We start from the raw sequence: 19,199 nt of genomic DNA on the forward strand, positions 1-19,199 counted from the left end.
CGGCCATGGCTAACGCTAAAGCCAGGTGAGACTAACAAAGGAAGCGGTAGCGATTCATATCAACTCGCTGCCTCTTCAGTTGCAGGCGCCATCGCGGGACTGTCGCTTTGACGCCTTATACATCCTGCTTTACGCAAAACGCGCAGGAATGCGCTTATGCCAAGGCGCCGCGCGCTCCAACTCGGCAGACAAACGCAATACCAAGTCGTCACGACCAAATTGGCCCATGATCTGCACGCCGACCGGCACGCTTTCCGACGTCCAATGAATCGGCACACTGGCAGCCGGCTGACCGCTCGCATTCATCACGGCCGAGAAAGTCGCGTACTTGGCAACCTTTTCCCGGAAATCGATGAACTTGCCCTGCATGGCCAGATAGCCCAGCTTGACCGGCAGTTGGCACAGCATCGGCGACAGGATCAGATCGTACTGATCGATATCGGATTGCAGTACCCGGCCCACGTGATGGAAGCAATTGATCGCCTCAACATACTGCTCCGCCGTCATGGCGCGACCCAGTTCGTAGCCGTCCAACATGGCGGGCTCGAGGTCATCTTCGCGCAGCGAGCGCTTGAGGCCGGCCAGCTTTGCATTGGTGGATGCCACGATATTGGCAGCCAGCACATTGACGTGACTGCGAACGAATTGCCCATAGTCCAACGCGGGCGGCTTCGCATCGATTACCTCGTGACCCAGCTCCCTGCACAGCTGGGCAGCGTATCGCACGCCATCCAGGCACTCCTGCGCGACCGGGATACCATCCCAGGCCTCGGTCCATACGGCTATGCGCAAAGGCTTGCGCTTGGCCTCCATCACGACCGACAGCAATCGCTGTTCAGGGTCCGTGCTGTCGTACGGCGCGCCTAGTTCGCGGCCGATGGTGGCGTCCATGGCGGCCGCAGTGTCGCGCACGGTCCAGGAGAGCACGCCATCCGTGCCCATGCCGCCCCAGATTTCGCCCTTGGTCGGCCCCGTGGGGATGCGGCCTCGCGTCGCCTTGAATCCATAGACACCGCAGCAAGCGGCTGGAATACGGATCGAGCCGCCACCGTCACTGCCATGCGCCAACGGCACAATTCGCGAAGCGACCGCAACGGCGGCGCCGCCACTGGAGCCCCCGGTGGAACGAGTCGCGTCCCATGGGTTGATCGTAGGGCCTTGGTTGGCCAGGGCCTCGGTGGTGGGTGCCATACAAAACTCGGGCACCGTGGTACGAGCAAACGGTATCAGGCCCGCCGCTTCGAAGCGCTGCGTCAGCGTCGCGTCAAAACTGAACTTCGTATCGGTAAATAGCTTGGACCCTAAGCTCATGGGCAAGCGTTTGGAGGCCAGGCTCGAATCCTTGAGCAGGAACGGGATGCCTTGGAACACGCCTTCGTGCTTCCAGTCGGCGGCCCATTGACGCGCTTCGTCATAGCGCTCGTAGCGAATGGCGTTCAGCTCCACCCCGCGCGAACTGGCAAGCGAAATCGCATGCTCCATCAGTTCGCTCGAGGTCACTTCCTTTTTCTGTAGCAAATCCGCGAGGGCCAGGCCGTCGAGTTTCTGATATTCGTTTTCCGTCATGTTGTATCCTTTTATCCGCCCATCAGCGATGCGCGTTCCATTGACTCAAGGCACGTGCCGCCTCGATGGCCAATGGGCTGTAACGTTTACAAAATTCCTCAACGGTCCACTCGCTGAGCGAACCCGCTATATGAATCGCGCCGACCGGCATGCCGTTGTGTTCGCGAATGGCGGCCGCAAGCACCACCTCTCCGAGCAAGGTCTCTTCTTGCTGAAAGGAATAGCCGTCGCGACGCGCCTCGCGCACTTTCTCCCAAATCTGCTCGGGCTCGGTCAGCGTCTTGGGCGTGACCATGGTCAATGGCAGGCTATCGGCAATGATTTGCTCGACCACTTCGTCGGGAAGTACCGCCATGCAGGCTCGCCCACCGGTGGAAGTGCAAGCGGGCATGCGCCGTCCCGACAGCGTGGCGTAAAAACGCTCGTTTCTACTTTGGGTTCGGGCCGCGTAGACCATCGTCAGATTGTCGTGCTGGGCATCGAACAGACTCAGGTCGACGCGCTCGTTCGTCGTACGCCGGAGATCCGCGAGAATCGGCATGGCCTTTTCAATGAGAGGATTGGATCTCAGGTAGTCAAAAGACCGGTCCAGCAACACCCGCCCCAGCGTAAAACTGCCGCGCTCGGTCTGCTCGAGGTAGCCGCGGCTGGCCAGCGTCTGACAAATGCGCTGCGCGGCGCTTTTGTTGACGCCCGCGGCAGACGCGATCTCGCTCAGTGACTTGATATCGGGCCTTTCCGCAAAAGCTTCCAAGACGTCCAAGGCTCGGGATACCGATTGCAGCAACAACCGTTCGTCGATAGGGGGAAAGCGGTGCTTGATGCCCATAGCTAATGATCTTCCAGATGGCCCTTGCAAATTGTCGGGCGCATCAGAGCTGACTCGCGGGCAATGTGACCGTCAAACCGTCCAGCGCATCCGACATCTCAATCTGGCAGCATAAGCGACTATTGGGTTGGCGTTCGCACGCCGTAGCGTCCAACATATCGTTTTCCAGCTCCGACACGGGTGGCAGCTTGTCGGCCCAGGCTTCGTCTACATAGACGTGACAGGTGGCGCAGGCCAGCGACCCGCCACACTCGCCCAGGATGCCCTTTACGTGCCCATCCAGCGCGGCGAACATCATGCTGTCGCCGTTCTTAGCCTCGATTTCGGTCTGGCCGCCATCGGCGGAGATAAAGGTGATTTTCGGCATATTGATACGTATCTACGATGGAAATTAGGTCAGGCCGCCTTGAGGCGCAGCGGTAGGGACTTCAGGCTGCGCAGCACATTGTTGATGCGCCGCACGGGGGGGCCTTCCAGGCGGATTTCGGACACGCACTTGATGATCTCGCTCAAGATGCATTCACCTTCCAGGCGCGCGATCATTTGACCGATGCACATGTGAATCCCATTGCCCAAGGCGACGTGGCCCAAAGTGGAACGGGTCAGATCGTAGTCATCCGGTCTGTCCCAGAAATCCGGATCGCGGTTGGCCGCGCCCAGGAACATCATGACCTTGCGATCGTTGGGGATCAGGGTGCCGTCCACCACGACATCACGCATGGTCAAGCGGCCCACGGTCTGAATGGGCGTTTCCAAGCGCATGGCCTCTTCCAACGCGGGACGGACGCGCTCGGGCTCCTGGCGCAGCAAGGCATATTGATCCGGGTTCTGGGCCAGATACCACAGCGCCCCGGAAATGGCGCTACTGGTGGTGTCCAAGCCACCGCGCAAGAATGAACGGACCAGCAATGGCGCCAGTTCGGGCTCTAGTTCGCCTGCATCGACGGCCTGGTATAGACGATCGCCAAAGCCGCCGGGCAAGAGGTTCTCGCGCCGCATCATCGCGTCATGCCAGGGCATGATTTTGTCAGCCTGTTTCTGAGTCGCCTCGTAACGCGCGTTGCGCGGTCCCTGGGCATCGAAATTCAGCGATCCAAGCAAAAACAGATTCTCGCGGGTCTCAGGCGTGACAGGCAGGCCCAACGCGGGGGGAAACGTCGTGGAGATATAGGTTTCCGAGATATCGACCACACCGTCGACGTACTCTTGTTGCAGCACGGTATCGACGAGCTTTTCGGCTTCCTTGACGAACACTTCGCGCCAGGATCGAATCAACTGCGGCGACATGGCTTTCTGCATCGCGGAGCGCACGTAGCTATGTCGCGGCGGGTCGACTTCAACGATCGCGCTGGGCGGGCGCCAGGCGCCCGGTTTGCGGATATCCGCCACGCCCGAGCCACCGGTTGACGAAAAAGTTTGCCAGTCCTTCAGGGCCGGCTGCACGTCGCGATGGCGCGCCATCACGTACATGTCGTACTTGGGCAGGAAAGCCACCGGCCCGGCGCGACGCATCTCGGCAAAGGTCTCGAACGGAGACTCCAGCACCGCCTCGTCATAGGGATCGATGTCCAGCACAGGCGCTTGCCTGAACGCTTCCGTCGTCATGGTACCGCTCATGGTGATTCCTTACTGATTCTCGTGCGCCGCCGACCAGGCCTCGGCGATTTCCTGTCCCGTGGCAAACCAGACACCGGGGAACGTTTTGATGTACTGGATCATTTCGCGCAGCAAGGCGAGACGACTGGGACGACCCGTGATTTGCGGGTGCATGACCAGGTCGTATAGACCGCCCCACTGATAGATCTCCCGGAACTCGGCCTTGAAGATCTCGCCCACATGGCTGTTGGAGCAAATCGTGCGAGGGCTCTTGACGGAGAAAAGCATGTAAGGCGCATCGTCCAGGCTCCAGTGCCAGGGCAGTTCGATCACCCCTTTGCTGCCGTCGGGCATGATGTGACGATACGGATTGACACTGTCCATCAATGACGTGTCATAGAGAAAGTTGTGCTTCTTGAGGAGTTCGAAAAGCAGGGGGCTGACCTCGCCGGCCGGGGAACGATAGCCCTTCGGCACTACGCCCACGGTGCGTTTGAGCGCCTCGAGGCCTTTTTCCATCTCTTCGATCTCGGCGTCGGCATTGGCATCCGACCAGCGGTGGGAATAGCTGTGATGCCCGACTTCATGACCGCCCTTGAGAATCAGCTCCACCTTATCGGTATGGTTTTCAGCCGTCCACCCGGGCACATAGAAAGAAGCCTTGACGTCCTCTTCGTATAGCAGTTCGCAGATCTTGGGCACGCCTACTTTGGCTCCGTAAGAGCCTTGGCTCAGAATGCCAGGACGATTGACGTTGGCTGGATCGCGCGAGGTCCAAAGGGTTTCCGCATCGAAATCGAACGTCAGCATCACGGCGCAGCGCGCGCCGTTCGGCCATTTGACACTCATATCGTGTTTCATGGTGTTTACTCCCACTCACATGACGTCTTGGTCATGAATCAGTAATTAGGGGTGTAGCGGGCGGCCAGATAGCCACCATCAACGGGTAACGTCACGCCACACACAAAAGAGGCATCCTCAGAGGCCAGGAAGGCAATCACGGCAGCCTGCTCTTCGGGCTGACACACCCGGCCCATCGGGGTCGAGTCCACCATCAGCTTCACATAGCTGGGATTTTGCAAGTGGCCCGCCGTCATCGGGGTCACCACCACGCCCGGCGCGATGGCGTTGACCCGTATGCCCAGATGAGCGACCTCGCTCGTCAACTGCTGCGTGAACTGCGTCACGCCCGCCTTGGCCACCGCATAGGCCGTGGTACCCGGATAACCCACCATGCCGAAAATCGATGACAGGTTCACAATACTGCCGCCCGGCTGAGGCAGGTGCGGCAGCACAGCGCGCGTGATGCGCAGCAGAGAAATCAAATTGATATCGATGATGCGCGACAGGCTTTCGTCATCCGACTTCAGCAGGTGCTTTGAACCCCCTACCCCGGCATTATTGACGAGGACATCGATCCGGCCGGCATGCGCGAGCGCGGCCTCGACGATTGTGTCGCCCGCCCCGGGCAATGCCACGTCGAGCACCAGCCCCTGCCCGCCGACGCTCTTGGCGGTCTCCAGCACTTCCGGCAGCAGGTCAACCAACAGGACCTTCGCCCCCTCATCGGCAAAACGCTTGGCCGTCGCCGCACCGATACCGCGCGCGGCTCCGGTGACGATGACGGATTTGCCCTCGAATCTATGCATGGTGGACATAACGCGCTCCGTAATAGTCATGCCGACAGCGTCAAAGGCAAGGTCTTGAGGGTACGCAGGGCATTGTTCAGGCGCGGCTCTGCCGGCGCTCGCAGCGTGAGCTTGCTCGCGCGCTTGATCAGCGCCTTCAGCACGCATTCGCCTTCCTGGCGCGCGATCATCTGACCAATGCACATGTGCACGCCGTGACCCAACGCCAGATGCCCGACCGGGTTGCGCTGGATGTCGAACTCGTCTGGACGCTCCCAGAATTCCGGGTCGCGATTGGCCGCGCCCAACTGCAGCATGACCTTTTTATCTGCTGGAATCAGCACGCCATCGACCACGACATCACGCATGGTGAGACGATAGGCCGTCTGTGAGGGCGTTTCCATGCGCATGGCTTCGTCTAGCGCGGGACGCGCCAGCGCCGGGTCCGCGCGCAACTGTTCGTACTGCGAGGGATCCTTCGCCAGATACCACAACACCGCGGAGATCATGCTGATTGTCGTGTCCAGGCCGCCGCGCAAGAATGACCGGATCAGCAGCGGCGCCAGCTCGGGTGCCATCTTGCCTTCATCCGCGGCCTCGAAGATCTTGATGCCAAACCCACCGGGCAACATCGCATCACGCTGCATGCTGGCCTGCGCCCACTCTTTGATCGCTTCCGCACGTTTCTCCGTGGCCAAATACCGCGCGTTACGCGGTCCCTGACTATCGAAGTTCAGCTGCCCCATCAAATTCCAGTTTTCACGCAGGTTCGGGGTTTGCTTAATTCCCATGGCCTTGGGAAACGCCGTCGACACATACGCCTCGGCCAGGTCATGCACGCCATCGATGGTCTGCTTTTCCATCAGCGCGTCGAGAAGCTTTTCCGCCTCTTCCTCGAACGTCTCATGCCAGCTGCGAACGACCTGCGGCGAGAGAATGCGCTGCATCACCGTGCGTACCTGGGTATGCTCTGGCGGATCCGCGTCACCAATGGGGCTGCGCGCGCGCCATGTGTCGGGCTTACGCACATCCGTCAAGCCAATGCCACCGGAGGACGAAAAGTCTTGCCAGTTTTTCATGGCCTCCTTGACGTTACGGTACCGGCCGATGGCGTAGACGTCATACTGCTTCAGGTAGACGGCGGGCGCCTGACGAAGCTGCGCAAACATCTCGAAGGGCGATGCAAGCACACTGTCTTCATAGGGGTCGATGTCGAGCTCAGGCGCGGCGGCCGCTGTGGCGATGTCGTTCACGCTTTAAGACCCCCGTCGACCGGCATGGTCACGCCCGTGGTGTAGCTGGCGGCGTCGCTCAGGAAATACAACACGGCGTCGCCGATCTCATCGGCCAGACCAAAGCGGCCCATGGGAATGCGGGTGCGGAATTGATCGACGGTCGGCGGTGCGGCTCCTCCCATTTGAGAGGCCACCACGAACATCTCCTGTGCCATGGGCGTATCGATGGTGCCCGGGCAGACGCAGTTCACGCGTATGCCTTCGTGCGCGTGATTCAATGCGAGGCTGCGTGCGAGCATGGTCACCGCGCCCTTGGAGGCCGAATAAGCCGCCAGGAACTTCGATCCGCCCAGACCCGCGGTCGAGGACATCAAGACGATGGAGCCCTTGCCCAATTCCCGCATCTGCGGCACCAGGGCTTTAACGGCCAGCCAGGAACCCTTGACGTTCACGTCGAAAAGCTTGTCCCACTCTTCTTCCGTGTAGTCAACCGCCATCTTCGGAATGCCATTGATACCGGCCGAGGTCACCAGGAACTCGGCCGGGCCGAGCGCCTCGCGTGACGCCGCGGCGGCCGCGTTGACGTCAGCCGACGAGGACGCATCGCCGACATACGACACGGAACCGGGACACTGTGCCTGCACGTCCTGCAAACCCTTGGCGTCCCGGTCGAACAGCATCAAGCGCGCGCCTTCGCGCGCCAGCTTTAATGCCGTTGCCTTGCCCAGACCCGATGCCGCACCCGTAACAAAAGCCACCCGCCCTGCGAATCTCTGCTCAGACATGCTCTTTTCCTCCAAGGTAGAACTCCCGCAACTCGTCCATGGCGATGCCCTCGCCGACTTCCCGTTGATAAGCAATGCGGCCGCCACGGATCACGTAGATGTGGTCGGCAATGTCCAGCGCCATCCCCACGTTCTGCTCGACTAGCAGCAGGGTCAGGCCGAGTTCGCGCAGATTCAGGATCGCTTCGGCGATTTCCTCGACCACTTTGGGAGCCAGCGCAGCGGACGGTTCGTCCAACAGCAGCATCGTGGGGCGCGACATCAACGAGCGGCCAATCGCAAGCATCTGACGTTCACCGCCCGACAGCATGGCGGCAGGCACTTTGCGCCGCTCGCGCAGACGCTTGAAACGTTGATAGACTGATTCGATATCCTCGGCGATACCTACCCGGTCCTTGCGGCGGTGGTAGGCGCCCATGAGCAGGTTTTCTTCCACGCTCATTTCGCCGAATACTTCTTTACCCTGCGGCACGAGCGACAAGCCCATGGCCGAGCGGCGTTCGACAGGCACATCGTTGATGGGCCGACCATCAAAAACGATTTCGCCCTCTTGCGGAGACACAATCCCCACGATGCTCTTTAGCGTGGTGGATTTGCCGGTGCCGTTGCCGCCCAGCAGCGCGACCAAACCGCCCTTGGGCACTTCCAACGTCACGCCATGAAGGATGCGCGTGCGGCCGTAGCCCGCGATGATATTGTTAAGCCTTAGCACGTCGCTTCCACCCCGAACCGATATAAGCCTCAACCACGACCGGATCGTTGACCACAACCTCCGGTTCACCTTGAGCGATCATTTCGCCACTGTCCAAGACCGCAACACGGTCGCACAGCTCTCGCACCACGCGCATGTCGTGCTCGACCAGCAAGATGCTCATGCCGAACTCATCGCGCATGCGACGGATGATGGTAATGAGACGATCCACATTAGGAGGAGACAACCCAGCGGCTGGCTCGTCCAACAAAAACAGCTTGGGTTCGCTAATGAGCCCACGCGCCAACTCCACCATGCGTTGCTGTCCAATGGACAGCGCCGTGGCCGGACGCTGGGCGAATTTCTCCAGCTCGAACCAAGCCAATAATTCACGCGCCTTGGCGCGCACCTGGTCTTCTTCCTGTTTGGCCTTCGGGTTGCCCGCGATGCTATCCAGCGTGCTGGAATTCATCGAAATATGACGCGCCAACAACAGATTGTCCTCGACGCTCAGGGAGCCAAACAGACGGATCATCTGAAAGCTGCGCGACATGCCAAGGCGGGCACGCTGATAGGGCGGCAGCGCGGTGACGTCCTGACCACAAAAGGTGAACGAACCGCCATTGACCTGCAATTCCCCCGTGATCAGGTTGACCATGGTGGATTTGCCCGAGCCATTCGGCCCGATCAGGCCGACGATCTCTCCCGAGTTAACCGTCAGGCTGGCGTCCTTGACCGCGACTACCCCACCGAAACGGCGATGGATGTTTTTCGCCTGGAGAATGACATTGCTGCTCATGCCTGGGCCTCCTTCATTTCACGCAGCTTGCGCGCGCGGCCGGCAATACCCTCGGGCAAAAGCGCAATGGCCAACACCAAGATGATCCCGAAGAACAACATACGATAGCGGGCATAGTCACCCAACATCTCTGGTAGCAGCGTCAGCAGCACCGCCCCCAATATGGGGCCGTAGAAAGAGCCGCGACCGCCCACGATCATCATGGCAACTGCCGTGCAAGAGATCCAGATCGTGTAGTCATCAGGGGTGATGTTGCCCATGTAATGGGCCATCATCACGCCTGCCGCACCGGCGAAAGACGCCGACGCCACAAACGCCGTGAGCTTGGCGCGCGTCGTGTTCAAGCCGATGGCGCTGGCCAGCACTTCATCATCGCGCACCGCGACCCATTCGCGTCCCAGCCGCGAATTCACCAGGCGCGCGGCGATAAAAACGAGAATCACGGTGAAGACCAGGATCATCCAGTAATTGGATCTGAGATCGCTGACGGTAAAGAAGGTGTGCCCGAAAAGGCCGACATCTCCTACCGGAGGCACGGCCAGACCGTTTTGCCCGCCCGTAAACGAGGTCCATTGCACCAGACCGAGATACACGATGGTCTGAAACGCAATGGTCACGATGGCCAGGAAGTGCCCTTTAAGCCGCAAGGCCGGGATGCCCAGCAACAAGCCGCACAGGCCGGTGAGGATGATGCCCGCGGGCAGATGCACCCAAAATCCCGTGTGCAGGTCCCGGGCCATGATGCCGGCGGTGTAGGCGCCAATCCCGAAGAACGCGCCTTGAGCGAACGAGAACTGCCCGCAAAAGCCCGTCACCAGGTTCAGACCCGTCGTCAGGATGACGTAGATCAGCATCAATAGCAGCACCGCCACGATGTAGCTGCCGGAGGTCAAGGCGGGCGCTAGCGCCAGCAACGCGACCACAATCGCGAGAGAGAGGTTCTTTTTCATGAGCGTTGAAACGTTTTGCCGAACAGACCCTGCGGACGCACCAGCAAGACAGCGATGACAATCACAAAGCCGACGATGTCGCGAAGCCCGTTGCCCAGATAGGCCGAGGTCAGCGATTCGATGACGCCCAATAGCAGACCGGCCGCTGCGGCACCGGCCACATTACCCATACCGCCCAAGATGACAACGGTGAAGGCCTTGAGAACAATCATGTTGCCGATGATGGGATAGACCATGTAGACCGACGACATGAGGAAACCCGCCACGCCGGCCAGCAACGCCGCCACGATAAAGGCGATGATTGCGACCCGGCGCACCTGGACGCCACACAGACTGGCCACCGTGGCGTGTTGCGCCATGGCGCGCAGGCTGCGGCCGGTCCAGGTATAACGCAGCACCGCATACAGCAGGGCAATCAGCAACACCATGGCAATCGGGATCAGCACCTGCTGTAGCGGCAAGTACACCGGGCCCATCTCCACGCCGATGGTCGAGAACTCGGTTTGCAGCATCATCGGTGTAGGCCCAAAGGCCAAAAGCGCAGAGTTCTGCAACACCACGGCCAAGCCAAAGGACGCGATAATCGAACTCGTGGCGTCGCGATCCTTGAGCATCTTGTGAAGCAGGCCTTCCGCGCCAATACCCAAGATGATGGCAACCATTAGCACGCCACCCAGGGCAGCCCAGATAGGCCAGCCAAAGTTAGTCACCAGAATCAAACCGGTATACGCGCCCAGCATATAGAACTCGCCATGCGCGAAGTTCACCACATGCAAGATGCCGAAGATCAGGGTCAAGCCAACGGCCACCAACACGTAGTTGCTGCCATTGACGATCCCGTTAGCCAGGTATTGCAGTAACAGATCCACGATCCCTTTCGCCTTGTCAGATCAATTGAGAACGCGCTTGCCGTTCTTGATGACGGCAATGAAGTAGGGATAGTCCACACTTCCTTTTTCATCGAATGCGGCCGTCGTGCCTTCAGGACCCAGACCGATCTTGAAGTCCTTCATACCGCTCATCAGCATCTTCTGAATGGCCTCGCCGTCCGGTTTCCCAACACGGCGCAGGGCTTCCAGACCTACCGCGGTGTGGAAATAACCCAGCGTATTGAGCATGCCCGGCTCGTAGCCATAGGCCTTGACGAACCGCTCGCCAAACTCACGGCCCACTTGGTTGGGTGTGGAGATTTCGTAGGCGGTCGCCACCGCGAAGCCTTCGGAAGCCGGGCCTGCCAACTTGATGAAGTCATCACTGAGCATGGAGCCCGAGCCCACGAATTGCGTGCGCAAGCCCACCGATGCTGCCTGACGCACAATGGTCGCGCCGTCAGCGGCCCAGCCGGCGATATAGACCACATCAGGCTTGAGGGTACGGATGCGGGTCAGGATGCTAGAGAAGTCCTGATCGCCGATGTTGAAAGACTCATTGGCCACGATCTTGCCGCCAGCGCCTTCCACCACGGTGATCGTTTGTTTGGCCAGGTCCTGCCCATAGCTGGTCGTATCGTGCAGGATCGCGACTTTTTTACCGTTGAACTTCTCGACGATCGCCATGGCTGTGTCGTAGCCCTGACCCTTGCTGTCGGCAAAGGCGCGGAAGAACCAGGGATCGCCCGGCGTGTTGTTATCGGTCGCCACGTGGCTGGTCGAGCCGCCCGACAACATGGGCACCTTGAGTTCCTTGGCGACCTTCATCGCGGCAACCACGACAGCCGAGGCATAGGTGCCAACGATAAAGGGCACTTTCTCTCGCTCGACCAATTTGCGTACCGCGGTCGCGCCCTTGGCGGTGTTGCTTTCGTCGTCTTCGACAGCGAGTTCGATTTTGCGTCCCAGCACGCCGCCTGCGGCGTTCGCTTCGGCCACGGCGAGCTGTACGCCCTTGAAGACCTGATTGCCCTCGATGGAACCATTACCCGAAAGGGGCAGCATGACGCCAATGCGAATCGGCGCGGCATCTTGCGCCATGACCAGCGTGGGCAGAGCGAGACTGGCACCCAGCATTCCTAGAATCTGACGACGGGAAAAATTCGACATCACTACCCCCTTAAAAAATAAAGTCGTATTTATTGGCAATACGACAACATTTATATGATGGCCAGTATCGTATTAAGTCGTCACCATCACAGTTAGGAAAATCCCTTAATTTCAACTAATTAGTGGAAAACCCCAGGAGGGTTAAACCTCTTTGACAAACTCAGAAACTTAAGTGAGCATTTTGAATATCGAAACAGTCGTATTGATCGACAATACGACCCATTAGTGATCATGCATAAAAATATTCTTATCGTCGGCGGCGGACATGCCGCCTCTCAACTTTGCGGCAGCCTGCTTGAAGGCGGCTATACCGGTGCGCTGACACTGATTAGTGAAGAGGCGTGCCTGCCCTATCACCGCCCTCCGCTTTCCAAGGCGTATTTATCCGAGGACAAAGTGGGCCCGCCGCTACTGCGCCCAGCCTCCGCATATGGTCACGCGCAGATCCTGTTGAATACACGCGTCACCGCCATCGACCGAACTCAACGCGAAGTGACGCTCAGCACCGGGGAACGTCTGCCCTACGATGCGCTGGTGCTGGCAACCGGCACGCGCGCGCGCAAGCTGCCGGATCTGCCCGACACGCTGGACAATGTCCACTATCTGCGTACCCATGCGGACGCGGAGCGCTTGCGCGACGCCTTCACCAAGGCATCGTCGCTGACCGTGCTGGGTGGCGGATTCATCGGGCTGGAAATTGCGGCCACTGGGGCCAAGCTGGGCAAACGCGTCGAAGTGTTTGAAAATGCACAGCGCTTGCTCGCGCGCGCGGTTTCGCCAGAGATCTCCGAAACCGTGGCAGAGAACCTGGTGCAAGCCGGCGTCGCGCTGAACCTGGACTGCGGACCGGTCACGTTCGACGTGGCCGATCAGCGCGTCACCGCCCTGAATACGGTCAAACAACAGCACCCGGTGGAACTCTTGGTCGTTGGGATTGGCGCTGTCCCCGAAGTCTCGCTGGCCCAGGCGATCGGCCTGACCTGCGAAAACGGGATCCGCGTGGACTCGCACATGCGCACAGAAGATCCGGCGATTTTTGCCATCGGCGACTGTGCGCATTTCCCGTATGCCGCATGGAATCGCCCCATGCGCCTGGAGTCGGTGCAAAACGCCAACGACCAAGCTCGCACCTTGGCGGCAGTACTGCTGGACCAGGACCCGCAACCGTACGCGGCCCTGCCCTGGTTCTGGTCGGATCAGGGCAGCTTGCGGCTGCAGATCGCCGGACTCATGCCCGCACAGGGAGAACGGCTGATCCGCCCGGGCCCCAAGCCCGGCAATTTCTCGATCCTGCATTTCGACCAAGACCGGCTGGTGTGCGTGGAGTCGATCAATGCACCGCTGGACCATATCGCGGCTCGCAAACTGCTGTTAAAAGACAGCCATCCCGAAAAGGCGGTGCTCGTCGATCCTGCTATCCATCTCAAAACTCACCTGTGACGCGTAGTTAGATAATGGGTGGACCGGCGCCTATCGGCGCCGCCACTCATCCGCCCACAACGGTACTGACGCGAATGACGCGATCATCCGGTATTTCCGAATTCGCCAACACCGCCAGCTGCGGGAACGGATTTCGGAAATACCGGGCCAGCGCCGGGCGCAGCATGGGCTGCACCACCATCACCGTCGGATTACCGGCCATTTCCTGGCGCTGAATCGCCACGCCCGTTTCCTTGAGCAGGTTCTCCGCCAGATTCGGCTCCATCGCGCCATTGGTGGTGAGCACTTGCGTCAGCACCCGTTCCAGATTCGCATCCAACCCAATCACGCGGCACTCTTTAGCGTCTTCGAACCAGTGCTGAGCAATGGAACGCGATAAGGCATGACGCACGCGCGCGATCAGCTCGCCCACATCCAGCGATGCGCCGGGCTGTTGAGCGGCCATGGCGGACAGACGCGGCGCCCACTCCGTAATGACCTCGATAATCGTGCGCATATCGCGGATCGGCACATCCTCTTCGAGCAGGCCGCGCAATATGCCTTGCAACGACACGAGCGAAATCGCCTTCGGCACCAGGTCCTCGGTGAGTTTGGGCACCTCCTGCTCCACGCGCTCCAGCAGTTTCTGCACTTCTTGACGGCCCAATAGCGAGGCCGCATGCAGATGGATCAAGTGATTGATATGCGTAGCCACCACCGTACTCGCATCCACCACGGTGTAGCCCGCGATCTGGGCCTGCTCGCGCAAATCGACGCCGATCCATGTGGCTGGTAAGCCAAATGTTGGGTCCTCCGTGGCCTCGCCTGGGAGCTTCATCGTCACGCCGCCCGGATCAATGGCCAGCCACTTACCCGGCATGGCGCTGCCCCGACCGACTTCAACGCCAAACAGCATCACCCGATAATCGCTGGGGTTGAGCTCAAGATTGTCCCGAACATGGACGACTGGCGGCAGAAAGCCCATTTCCTGCGCGAACTTCTTGCGCAAGCCCCGGATCCGGTTTAGCAACTCCGGGTCGGCGCCAGAACTGTCGACCAGCGAAATCAACCGGTAACCGACTTCGAGCGACAAGGGTTCGACCAGAGAAACATCTTCCCAGGACGCCTCGGCCGCGGCTTCCTGCGCGGCGGCCTGCTGATGTGAGGGCGTGGCGACATCCGTGGACGCCTTGGACTTTTGCTTTGACTGAATCTTCCAACCCAGGTAGCCCATGCCCGCAGCCAACGTTAGAAACGCGAAGTGCGGCATGTTCGGAATAATGCCCATCAGGCCGATAATGCCGGCCGTGATGTACAGAACCGTGGGGTTGGAGAACAGCTGACCCATCATCTGCTGGCCCACGTCTTGATCGTTCGCCACGCGAGAGACCACGACACCGGCGGCCGTCGAGATAATCAGCGCAGGAATCTGACCCACCAGACCGTCACCGATCGTCAACAGCGTGTATACCGTCGCCGCTTCCGACGCGGGCAAGCCATGCTGCACGATCCCGACGATCAAACCGCCCACCATACCCACGGCCATAATGATCAAACCGGCAATCGCATCGCCGCGCACGAACTTGCTCGCGCCATCCATGGAGCCATAGAACTCCGCTTCTTGCCCGACCTCTGCACGGCGCCGGCGGGCTTCGGCTTCGTCAATCAATCCTGCGTTCAAATCCGCATCGATCGCCATTTGCTTACCGGGCATGGCGTCCAAGGTGAATCGCGCGCCCACTTCGGCGATACGCCCAGCACCTTTGGTAATGACGACGAAGTTAATCAGTACGAGTATGGCGAACACCACCACGCCTACCGCGAAATTGCCACCCACCAGAAAATGACTGAATGCCTCGATGACGTGACCGGCCGCATCCGGACCCTGATGGCCATGCAGCAAAATAACCCGCGTCGATGCGACGTTCAGCGCCAGCCGTAACAGCGTGGCGAACAGCAGCACCGAGGGAAACGCCGCGAAATCCAGTGGCTTTTTGGTGAACATCGCCACCAACAGGATCATGATCGACAACGAAATATTGAACGTGAAGAACATGTCCAATAGCAGCGGCGGCAAGGGCAGGATCATCATGGACAGCACCATGAGGATCAACACCGGCCCCGCCATCAACTTAGCGTAGCCGGCCCCTGCGCCGTTCAGCTTGAGTGCGTTAAGCAATTGCGTCATTGGAATTACGATTCAATAGAGGCAGACTCACCCAGCGGATCGAGCTCGGCGGGTACAGGTAGAGAACTCGGACGCTCCGGCATGCGCGCGCGTCCTTCATGGTGGCTGCGTAACTGAAAGACCCAGGCCAGCACTTGCGCGACGGCCGTATAAAGGGCCTCGGGAATTTGCTCGCCGATCTCCGTGTTCGCGTATAGGGCGCGCGCCAACGGCGGCGCTTCCAGCATAGGCACGTGATGCTCCGCGGCCAATGCCTTGATCTTGGCGGCGATTTCTCTCCTGCCCTTGGCCAGCACCACGGGCGCGCCCGCTGCGGCCTGGTCATACTGCAAGGCCACGGCGTAGTGCGTCGGGTTCGTCACAACCACGTCAGCGCGCGGTACGTCCGACATCATGCGCCGCCGCGCGGCCTCACGTTGCTGCTGACGGATACGGCCCTTGACATGCGGGTCGCCTTCGCTTTCCTTATGCTCGCGCTTGAGCTCGTCCTTGGACATGCGCAGCTTTTTGGCATGGGAAAACAATTGCCACGGCACATCGATGAGCGCGATCAAGAGCAAAGACCCCATGATGCCCATGCAAATGGTGGCAATGATCTGCATTCCATGGGCCAAGCCTTCAGGCAGATAAAGATTGCTCAGCCCAAGCATGTCCGGCAGGAAAGATTTGATCGCCAAGGCGCCGACGCCACCGACCACGGCGGCCTTACTCAGCGTCTTTAGCAACTCCACCCAAGTCTGGGCGGAAAACAGGCGGCCTATGCCGGCAATCGGATTCAGACGGCTGAACTTCGGCTCCAAGGCCTTGGCGGAAAACACCAGACCGCCTAACGCCACCGACGACAGTATCGCGACGACGACCAAGACCAGGAATAGCGGCGACAACGCCACCATCGCCGAGCTAAACCCGTTTAGGATCGCGTACGCCATCTCGCGCGAATCGCCCAGATCAGTTTTGGGCCCCCACTCGATCAGCATGCCGGAGCGCATGATGTGCACCAGCCGATCGTAGACAAACAGGCCCGTCACCCACAACGTGCCTGCGCCCGCCAACAACAAAAAGCAGGTATTGAGTTCGCGCGACCGTGCAACCTGACCTTCCTCGCGGGCTTTCGTCAGGCGCTGCTCTGAGGCGGGTTCTGTCTTTTCTACGTCGCTGTCGGCGGACATGCGGGCGATTCGGGCATAGAGTCTAGGGGCAAGCAGCCATTGTAGAAATCGTGGCGCTTTCCTAATTGACCGAGCTAGCCCAAAAAGTCCCCGCTATCCCGCTTTCCATCGCATAGGGTTTCGCGCGCGCGATCGCGTATCGCGCGCCCGTTACTCGCCCCGAGATCCGGCCCTCGCAATGCCAAGGCGAAAGGAGCGACAGCCTTAAAGACCCAGACTCGCCAACAAATCGTCCACCTGATCCTGGCCGGTGACCACATCCGGCTTGGCCGGGTTGACCTGGGGACCATTGATCAAGCTCTGCGGCTCGGGGCGCGGTTGACCGGGCGGCAAGTAGTCGACGAGGACCTGCAACAGCTCTTTTTCGATTGTGCCGATCATGTCGATCATCTTGGTAATGACCTGGCCCGTCAGGTCCTGGAACCCCTGCGCCATCATGATGTCGAACAACAATTGGTTGGTCTGATCGGTCTGCTGCACGACCTGCTGCATGAACTCGGCCAGCTCCGTGTCCCAACCAGTCAATGGTGCCTGTGCCGGATCTTGCATGCGTTCCAATAGCGCGCTGGCCCGGGCATTCAGTGACTGCTGAATTGGCTGTGCTTTCTCGGTGGCATTCAAGACGCTGACCGCGGCCTGCTCTGTCATGTAGGCCACATAACGCAGGCGGTCACGCGTATCCGGAATGGCCTGAGCGGCTTCTGCCACGGCCTTGTCCAGCCCGAGCTCACGCATGCTGTGAAGCAGCAAGCGCGTCACATTTCCGACGCGGACAATGAGATCTTCCTGTTGCTGCGTCATATCAGGCCGCCATTTTGGAGAATATCTTGCTGAGTTTTTCCTCGAGCACCGCCGCGGTGAAAGGCTTGACGACATAGCCGTTCGCGCCCGCTTGCGCCGCGGCCACGATGTTTTCTTTCTTTGCCTCGGCCGTGACCATCAACACCGGCAATTTGGCCAACGCTGCATCGGCGCGGATATCCTGCAACAAGGTCAGACCGTCTTTATTCGGCATATTCCAGTCGGAAATCACCAAGTCGAAGTTGCCCCCCTGCAGCTTCGCGAGCGCCACCGCGCCGTCTTCGGCCTCGTCCACGTTCTCGATGCCGAGATCTTTCAGCAGGTTCTTCACGATGCGCCGCATGGTCGGGAAATCATCGACGATCAAGACTTTCAATGCTTTGTTCATGTAGTGCTGACCTAACAGTTTGAGGTTTGCTTATGGAATTGCGGCGGCTTTCTTTCCGCCATAGAGTCTGGCCGCTATCTGCTCGAGCGGGACGGCCTCGTCGCTTGCACCGATAGCCAACGCTTCCTTGGGCATGCCAAAGACGACACACGAGGCTTCGTCCTGGACAATCGTGTCGGCTCCCGCCTCCCGCATCGCCAACAAGCCTTTGGCGCCGTCCTTGCCCATGCCGGTCAGCAAGGCCGCACTGGCCCGGTTGCCCATCACTTGCGCCACGCTTTGAAACAACACGTCCACCGAGGGTCGATGACGGTTAACCGGGTCGCTCTCGATCAGCTGAGCACGCAGCTCGCCGTTGACACGCTTGACGGCCAGGTGCGCGATACCGCCGGGCGCGAGATACGCATTGCCGGGCTCGATGCGCTGACCGTCCTGCGCTTCATGCACCGTTATGGCGCAGAGTTTGTCCAGCCGTTGTACGAAAGAAGCCGTAAAGCCGGCCGGCATGTGCTGGGTCATGACGACTGGCGGGCATTGCTCGGGGAAGCGCCGCAATACGGTGCTGATGGCCTCGGTACCGCCCGTGGACGCGCCGATGGCGATCAACCAGTTCGAACGCGCCCCTAAACCGCCAGACAGCACCGCCGTCGTCCGCACGGGTTCCGCCGGGCGGCCATGCGGCAACAAGCCTAGTCTGGCAGCCGCCGCCGCGCGGATCTTGTCGGTGAGCTGTTCGGCATAAATCTGCATGCTCGCGCGATCGCTGGTGCAGGGCTTGCCCACCACTTCGGCCGCGCCCAGCTCCAGGGCACGCAAGGAAATCTCGGAATGCGCATGCGTGAGCGAAGACACCATCACGACCGGCATCGGCCGCAATCGCATCAGGCGCGACAGAAAGTCGAGCCCGTCCATCTTTGGCATTTCGATATCGAGCGTCAGGACATCGGGATTCAGATCTTTGATCATCTGACGCGCGATCAGCGGATCGGGCGCCGTGCCGATCATCTCCATGTCGCTGTTCTGATTGACAATGTGCGTCATGATCGCGCGCATGAGAGCCGAATCATCGACCGCCATGACGCGTATCTTTCTGCTGAGCGTAGGGGAAACTGCCAT

The 19,199-nt window shown here is 59.9% G+C and carries 19 protein-coding genes; 1 reads left to right on the forward strand and 18 read right to left on the reverse strand.

Features of this window, described 5'->3' with window-relative positions; genetic code table 11:
* Positions 1-129: 129 nt before the first annotated feature.
* From GOQ28_RS04685 to GOQ28_RS04745, 13 genes are read right to left on the reverse strand one after another with little or no spacing between them, the layout of a single operon-like run.
* Complete coding sequence (locus tag GOQ28_RS04685; protein WP_160355635.1) at positions 130-1,566, reverse strand: amidase; 1,437 nt, start codon at positions 1,564-1,566, stop codon at positions 130-132.
* 22 nt (positions 1,567-1,588) lie between these two features.
* Positions 1,589-2,395 (reverse strand): IclR family transcriptional regulator, encoded by an 807-nt coding sequence (locus tag GOQ28_RS04690; RefSeq protein ID WP_160348479.1) that lies wholly within the window; start codon positions 2,393-2,395, stop codon positions 1,589-1,591.
* A 43-nt stretch (positions 2,396-2,438) separates the two neighbouring features.
* Positions 2,439-2,762, reverse strand: a complete 324-nt coding sequence (locus tag GOQ28_RS04695) for a 2Fe-2S iron-sulfur cluster-binding protein (protein ID WP_160348480.1) — start codon at positions 2,760-2,762, stop codon at positions 2,439-2,441.
* Positions 2,763-2,791: 29 nt separating this feature from the next.
* Positions 2,792-4,012, reverse strand: a complete 1,221-nt coding sequence (locus tag GOQ28_RS04700; protein ID WP_160355636.1) for a cytochrome P450 — start codon at positions 4,010-4,012, stop codon at positions 2,792-2,794.
* A 9-nt stretch (positions 4,013-4,021) separates the two neighbouring features.
* Positions 4,022-4,840 carry a polysaccharide deacetylase family protein gene (locus GOQ28_RS04705; RefSeq protein ID WP_236844226.1) on the reverse strand — a complete coding sequence of 273 codons (819 nt, stop codon included), beginning with the start codon at positions 4,838-4,840 and terminating at the stop codon, positions 4,022-4,024.
* A 50-nt stretch (positions 4,841-4,890) separates the two neighbouring features.
* On the reverse strand, positions 4,891-5,649 hold the full coding sequence (locus GOQ28_RS04710; RefSeq protein ID WP_236844227.1) for an SDR family NAD(P)-dependent oxidoreductase: 759 nt from the start codon (positions 5,647-5,649) through the stop codon (positions 4,891-4,893).
* Between the two features lie 17 nt (positions 5,650-5,666).
* On the reverse strand, positions 5,667-6,872 hold the full coding sequence (locus tag GOQ28_RS18745) for a cytochrome P450 (RefSeq protein ID WP_160348483.1): 1,206 nt from the start codon (positions 6,870-6,872) through the stop codon (positions 5,667-5,669).
* The gene (locus tag GOQ28_RS04720; protein ID WP_160348484.1) at positions 6,869-7,639 is read right to left on the reverse strand and encodes an SDR family NAD(P)-dependent oxidoreductase; all 771 of its coding nucleotides are present in this window, start codon (positions 7,637-7,639) and stop codon (positions 6,869-6,871) included. The genes GOQ28_RS18745 and GOQ28_RS04720 overlap by 4 nt, the downstream gene beginning before the upstream one ends.
* Positions 7,632-8,351 carry an ATP-binding cassette domain-containing protein gene (locus GOQ28_RS04725; protein WP_160348485.1) on the reverse strand — a complete coding sequence of 240 codons (720 nt, stop codon included), beginning with the start codon at positions 8,349-8,351 and terminating at the stop codon, positions 7,632-7,634. Before GOQ28_RS04725 ends, GOQ28_RS04720 begins: the two co-directional genes overlap by 8 nt.
* A complete protein-coding gene (locus GOQ28_RS04730) occupies positions 8,338-9,129 on the reverse strand; it encodes an ABC transporter ATP-binding protein (RefSeq protein ID WP_160348486.1) in 792 nt (263 codons plus the stop codon). Before GOQ28_RS04730 ends, GOQ28_RS04725 begins: the two co-directional genes overlap by 14 nt.
* On the reverse strand, positions 9,126-10,079 hold the full coding sequence (locus GOQ28_RS04735; RefSeq protein ID WP_160348487.1) for a branched-chain amino acid ABC transporter permease: 954 nt from the start codon (positions 10,077-10,079) through the stop codon (positions 9,126-9,128). Before GOQ28_RS04735 ends, GOQ28_RS04730 begins: the two co-directional genes overlap by 4 nt.
* Positions 10,076-10,948, reverse strand: a complete 873-nt coding sequence (locus GOQ28_RS04740; RefSeq protein WP_160348488.1) for an ABC transporter permease subunit — start codon at positions 10,946-10,948, stop codon at positions 10,076-10,078. Before GOQ28_RS04740 ends, GOQ28_RS04735 begins: the two co-directional genes overlap by 4 nt.
* Before the next feature lie 21 nt (positions 10,949-10,969).
* On the reverse strand, positions 10,970-12,118 hold the full coding sequence (locus GOQ28_RS04745) for an ABC transporter substrate-binding protein (protein ID WP_160348489.1): 1,149 nt from the start codon (positions 12,116-12,118) through the stop codon (positions 10,970-10,972).
* 231 nt (positions 12,119-12,349) lie between these two features.
* On the opposite strand from GOQ28_RS04745, the gene GOQ28_RS04750 reads away from it, so the two are divergent.
* Positions 12,350-13,558: an NAD(P)/FAD-dependent oxidoreductase gene (locus GOQ28_RS04750; RefSeq protein WP_160355638.1), complete on the forward strand. Its 1,209-nt coding sequence runs from the start codon at positions 12,350-12,352 to the stop codon at positions 13,556-13,558.
* Positions 13,559-13,604: 46 nt separating this feature from the next.
* On the opposite strand, the gene flhA is transcribed toward GOQ28_RS04750, so the two are convergent.
* From flhA to GOQ28_RS04775, 5 genes are all read right to left on the reverse strand, one after another.
* Positions 13,605-15,725, reverse strand: a complete 2,121-nt coding sequence (gene flhA, locus GOQ28_RS04755) for a flagellar biosynthesis protein FlhA (RefSeq protein ID WP_160355639.1) — start codon at positions 15,723-15,725, stop codon at positions 13,605-13,607.
* 5 nt (positions 15,726-15,730) lie between these two features.
* Positions 15,731-16,894 carry a flagellar biosynthesis protein FlhB gene (gene flhB, locus GOQ28_RS04760; protein WP_160355640.1) on the reverse strand — a complete coding sequence of 388 codons (1,164 nt, stop codon included), beginning with the start codon at positions 16,892-16,894 and terminating at the stop codon, positions 15,731-15,733.
* 204 nt (positions 16,895-17,098) lie between these two features.
* Positions 17,099-17,695: a protein phosphatase CheZ gene (locus GOQ28_RS04765; protein ID WP_160355641.1), complete on the reverse strand. Its 597-nt coding sequence runs from the start codon at positions 17,693-17,695 to the stop codon at positions 17,099-17,101.
* 1 nt (position 17,696) lies between these two features.
* The gene (gene cheY, locus GOQ28_RS04770; protein WP_160348494.1) at positions 17,697-18,083 is read right to left on the reverse strand and encodes a chemotaxis response regulator CheY; all 387 of its coding nucleotides are present in this window, start codon (positions 18,081-18,083) and stop codon (positions 17,697-17,699) included.
* Between the two features lie 30 nt (positions 18,084-18,113).
* A complete protein-coding gene (locus GOQ28_RS04775) occupies positions 18,114-19,199 on the reverse strand; it encodes a protein-glutamate methylesterase/protein-glutamine glutaminase (RefSeq protein ID WP_160355642.1) in 1,086 nt (361 codons plus the stop codon).

Source organism: Bordetella sp. 02P26C-1, from assembly GCF_009763255.1.
Lineage (GTDB): Bacteria > Pseudomonadota > Gammaproteobacteria > Burkholderiales > Burkholderiaceae_B > Bordetella_A.

Excerpts from the sequence above, each read along its gene's own strand:
- GOQ28_RS04690 (WP_160348479.1), bottom strand. The coding sequence starts at position 2,395 with ATGGGCATCAAGCACCGCTTTCCCCCTATCGACGAACGGTTGTTGCTG.
- GOQ28_RS04735 (WP_160348487.1), bottom strand. The coding sequence starts at position 10,079 with ATGAAAAAGAACCTCTCTCTCGCGATTGTGGTCGCGTTGCTGGCGCTA.
- GOQ28_RS04695 (WP_160348480.1), bottom strand. The coding sequence starts at position 2,762 with ATGCCGAAAATCACCTTTATCTCCGCCGATGGCGGCCAGACCGAAATC.
- GOQ28_RS04685 (WP_160355635.1), bottom strand. The coding sequence starts at position 1,566 with ATGACGGAAAACGAATATCAGAAACTCGACGGCCTGGCCCTCGCGGAT.
- GOQ28_RS04705 (WP_236844226.1), bottom strand. The coding sequence starts at position 4,840 with ATGAGTGTCAAATGGCCGAACGGCGCGCGCTGCGCCGTGATGCTGACG.
- GOQ28_RS04745 (WP_160348489.1), bottom strand. The coding sequence starts at position 12,118 with ATGTCGAATTTTTCCCGTCGTCAGATTCTAGGAATGCTGGGTGCCAGT.
- GOQ28_RS04700 (WP_160355636.1), bottom strand. The coding sequence starts at position 4,012 with ATGAGCGGTACCATGACGACGGAAGCGTTCAGGCAAGCGCCTGTGCTG.
- GOQ28_RS04730 (WP_160348486.1), bottom strand. The coding sequence starts at position 9,129 with ATGAGCAGCAATGTCATTCTCCAGGCGAAAAACATCCATCGCCGTTTC.
- flhA (WP_160355639.1), bottom strand. The coding sequence starts at position 15,725 with ATGACGCAATTGCTTAACGCACTCAAGCTGAACGGCGCAGGGGCCGGC.
- GOQ28_RS04765 (WP_160355641.1), bottom strand. The coding sequence starts at position 17,695 with ATGACGCAGCAACAGGAAGATCTCATTGTCCGCGTCGGAAATGTGACG.
- GOQ28_RS04750 (WP_160355638.1), top strand. The coding sequence starts at position 12,350 with ATGCATAAAAATATTCTTATCGTCGGCGGCGGACATGCCGCCTCTCAA.
- GOQ28_RS04720 (WP_160348484.1), bottom strand. The coding sequence starts at position 7,639 with ATGTCTGAGCAGAGATTCGCAGGGCGGGTGGCTTTTGTTACGGGTGCG.
- GOQ28_RS04710 (WP_236844227.1), bottom strand. The coding sequence starts at position 5,649 with ATGTCCACCATGCATAGATTCGAGGGCAAATCCGTCATCGTCACCGGA.
- cheY (WP_160348494.1), bottom strand. The coding sequence starts at position 18,083 with ATGAACAAAGCATTGAAAGTCTTGATCGTCGATGATTTCCCGACCATG.
- GOQ28_RS04775 (WP_160355642.1), bottom strand. The coding sequence starts at position 19,199 with ATGGCAGTTTCCCCTACGCTCAGCAGAAAGATACGCGTCATGGCGGTC.
- flhB (WP_160355640.1), bottom strand. The coding sequence starts at position 16,894 with ATGTCCGCCGACAGCGACGTAGAAAAGACAGAACCCGCCTCAGAGCAG.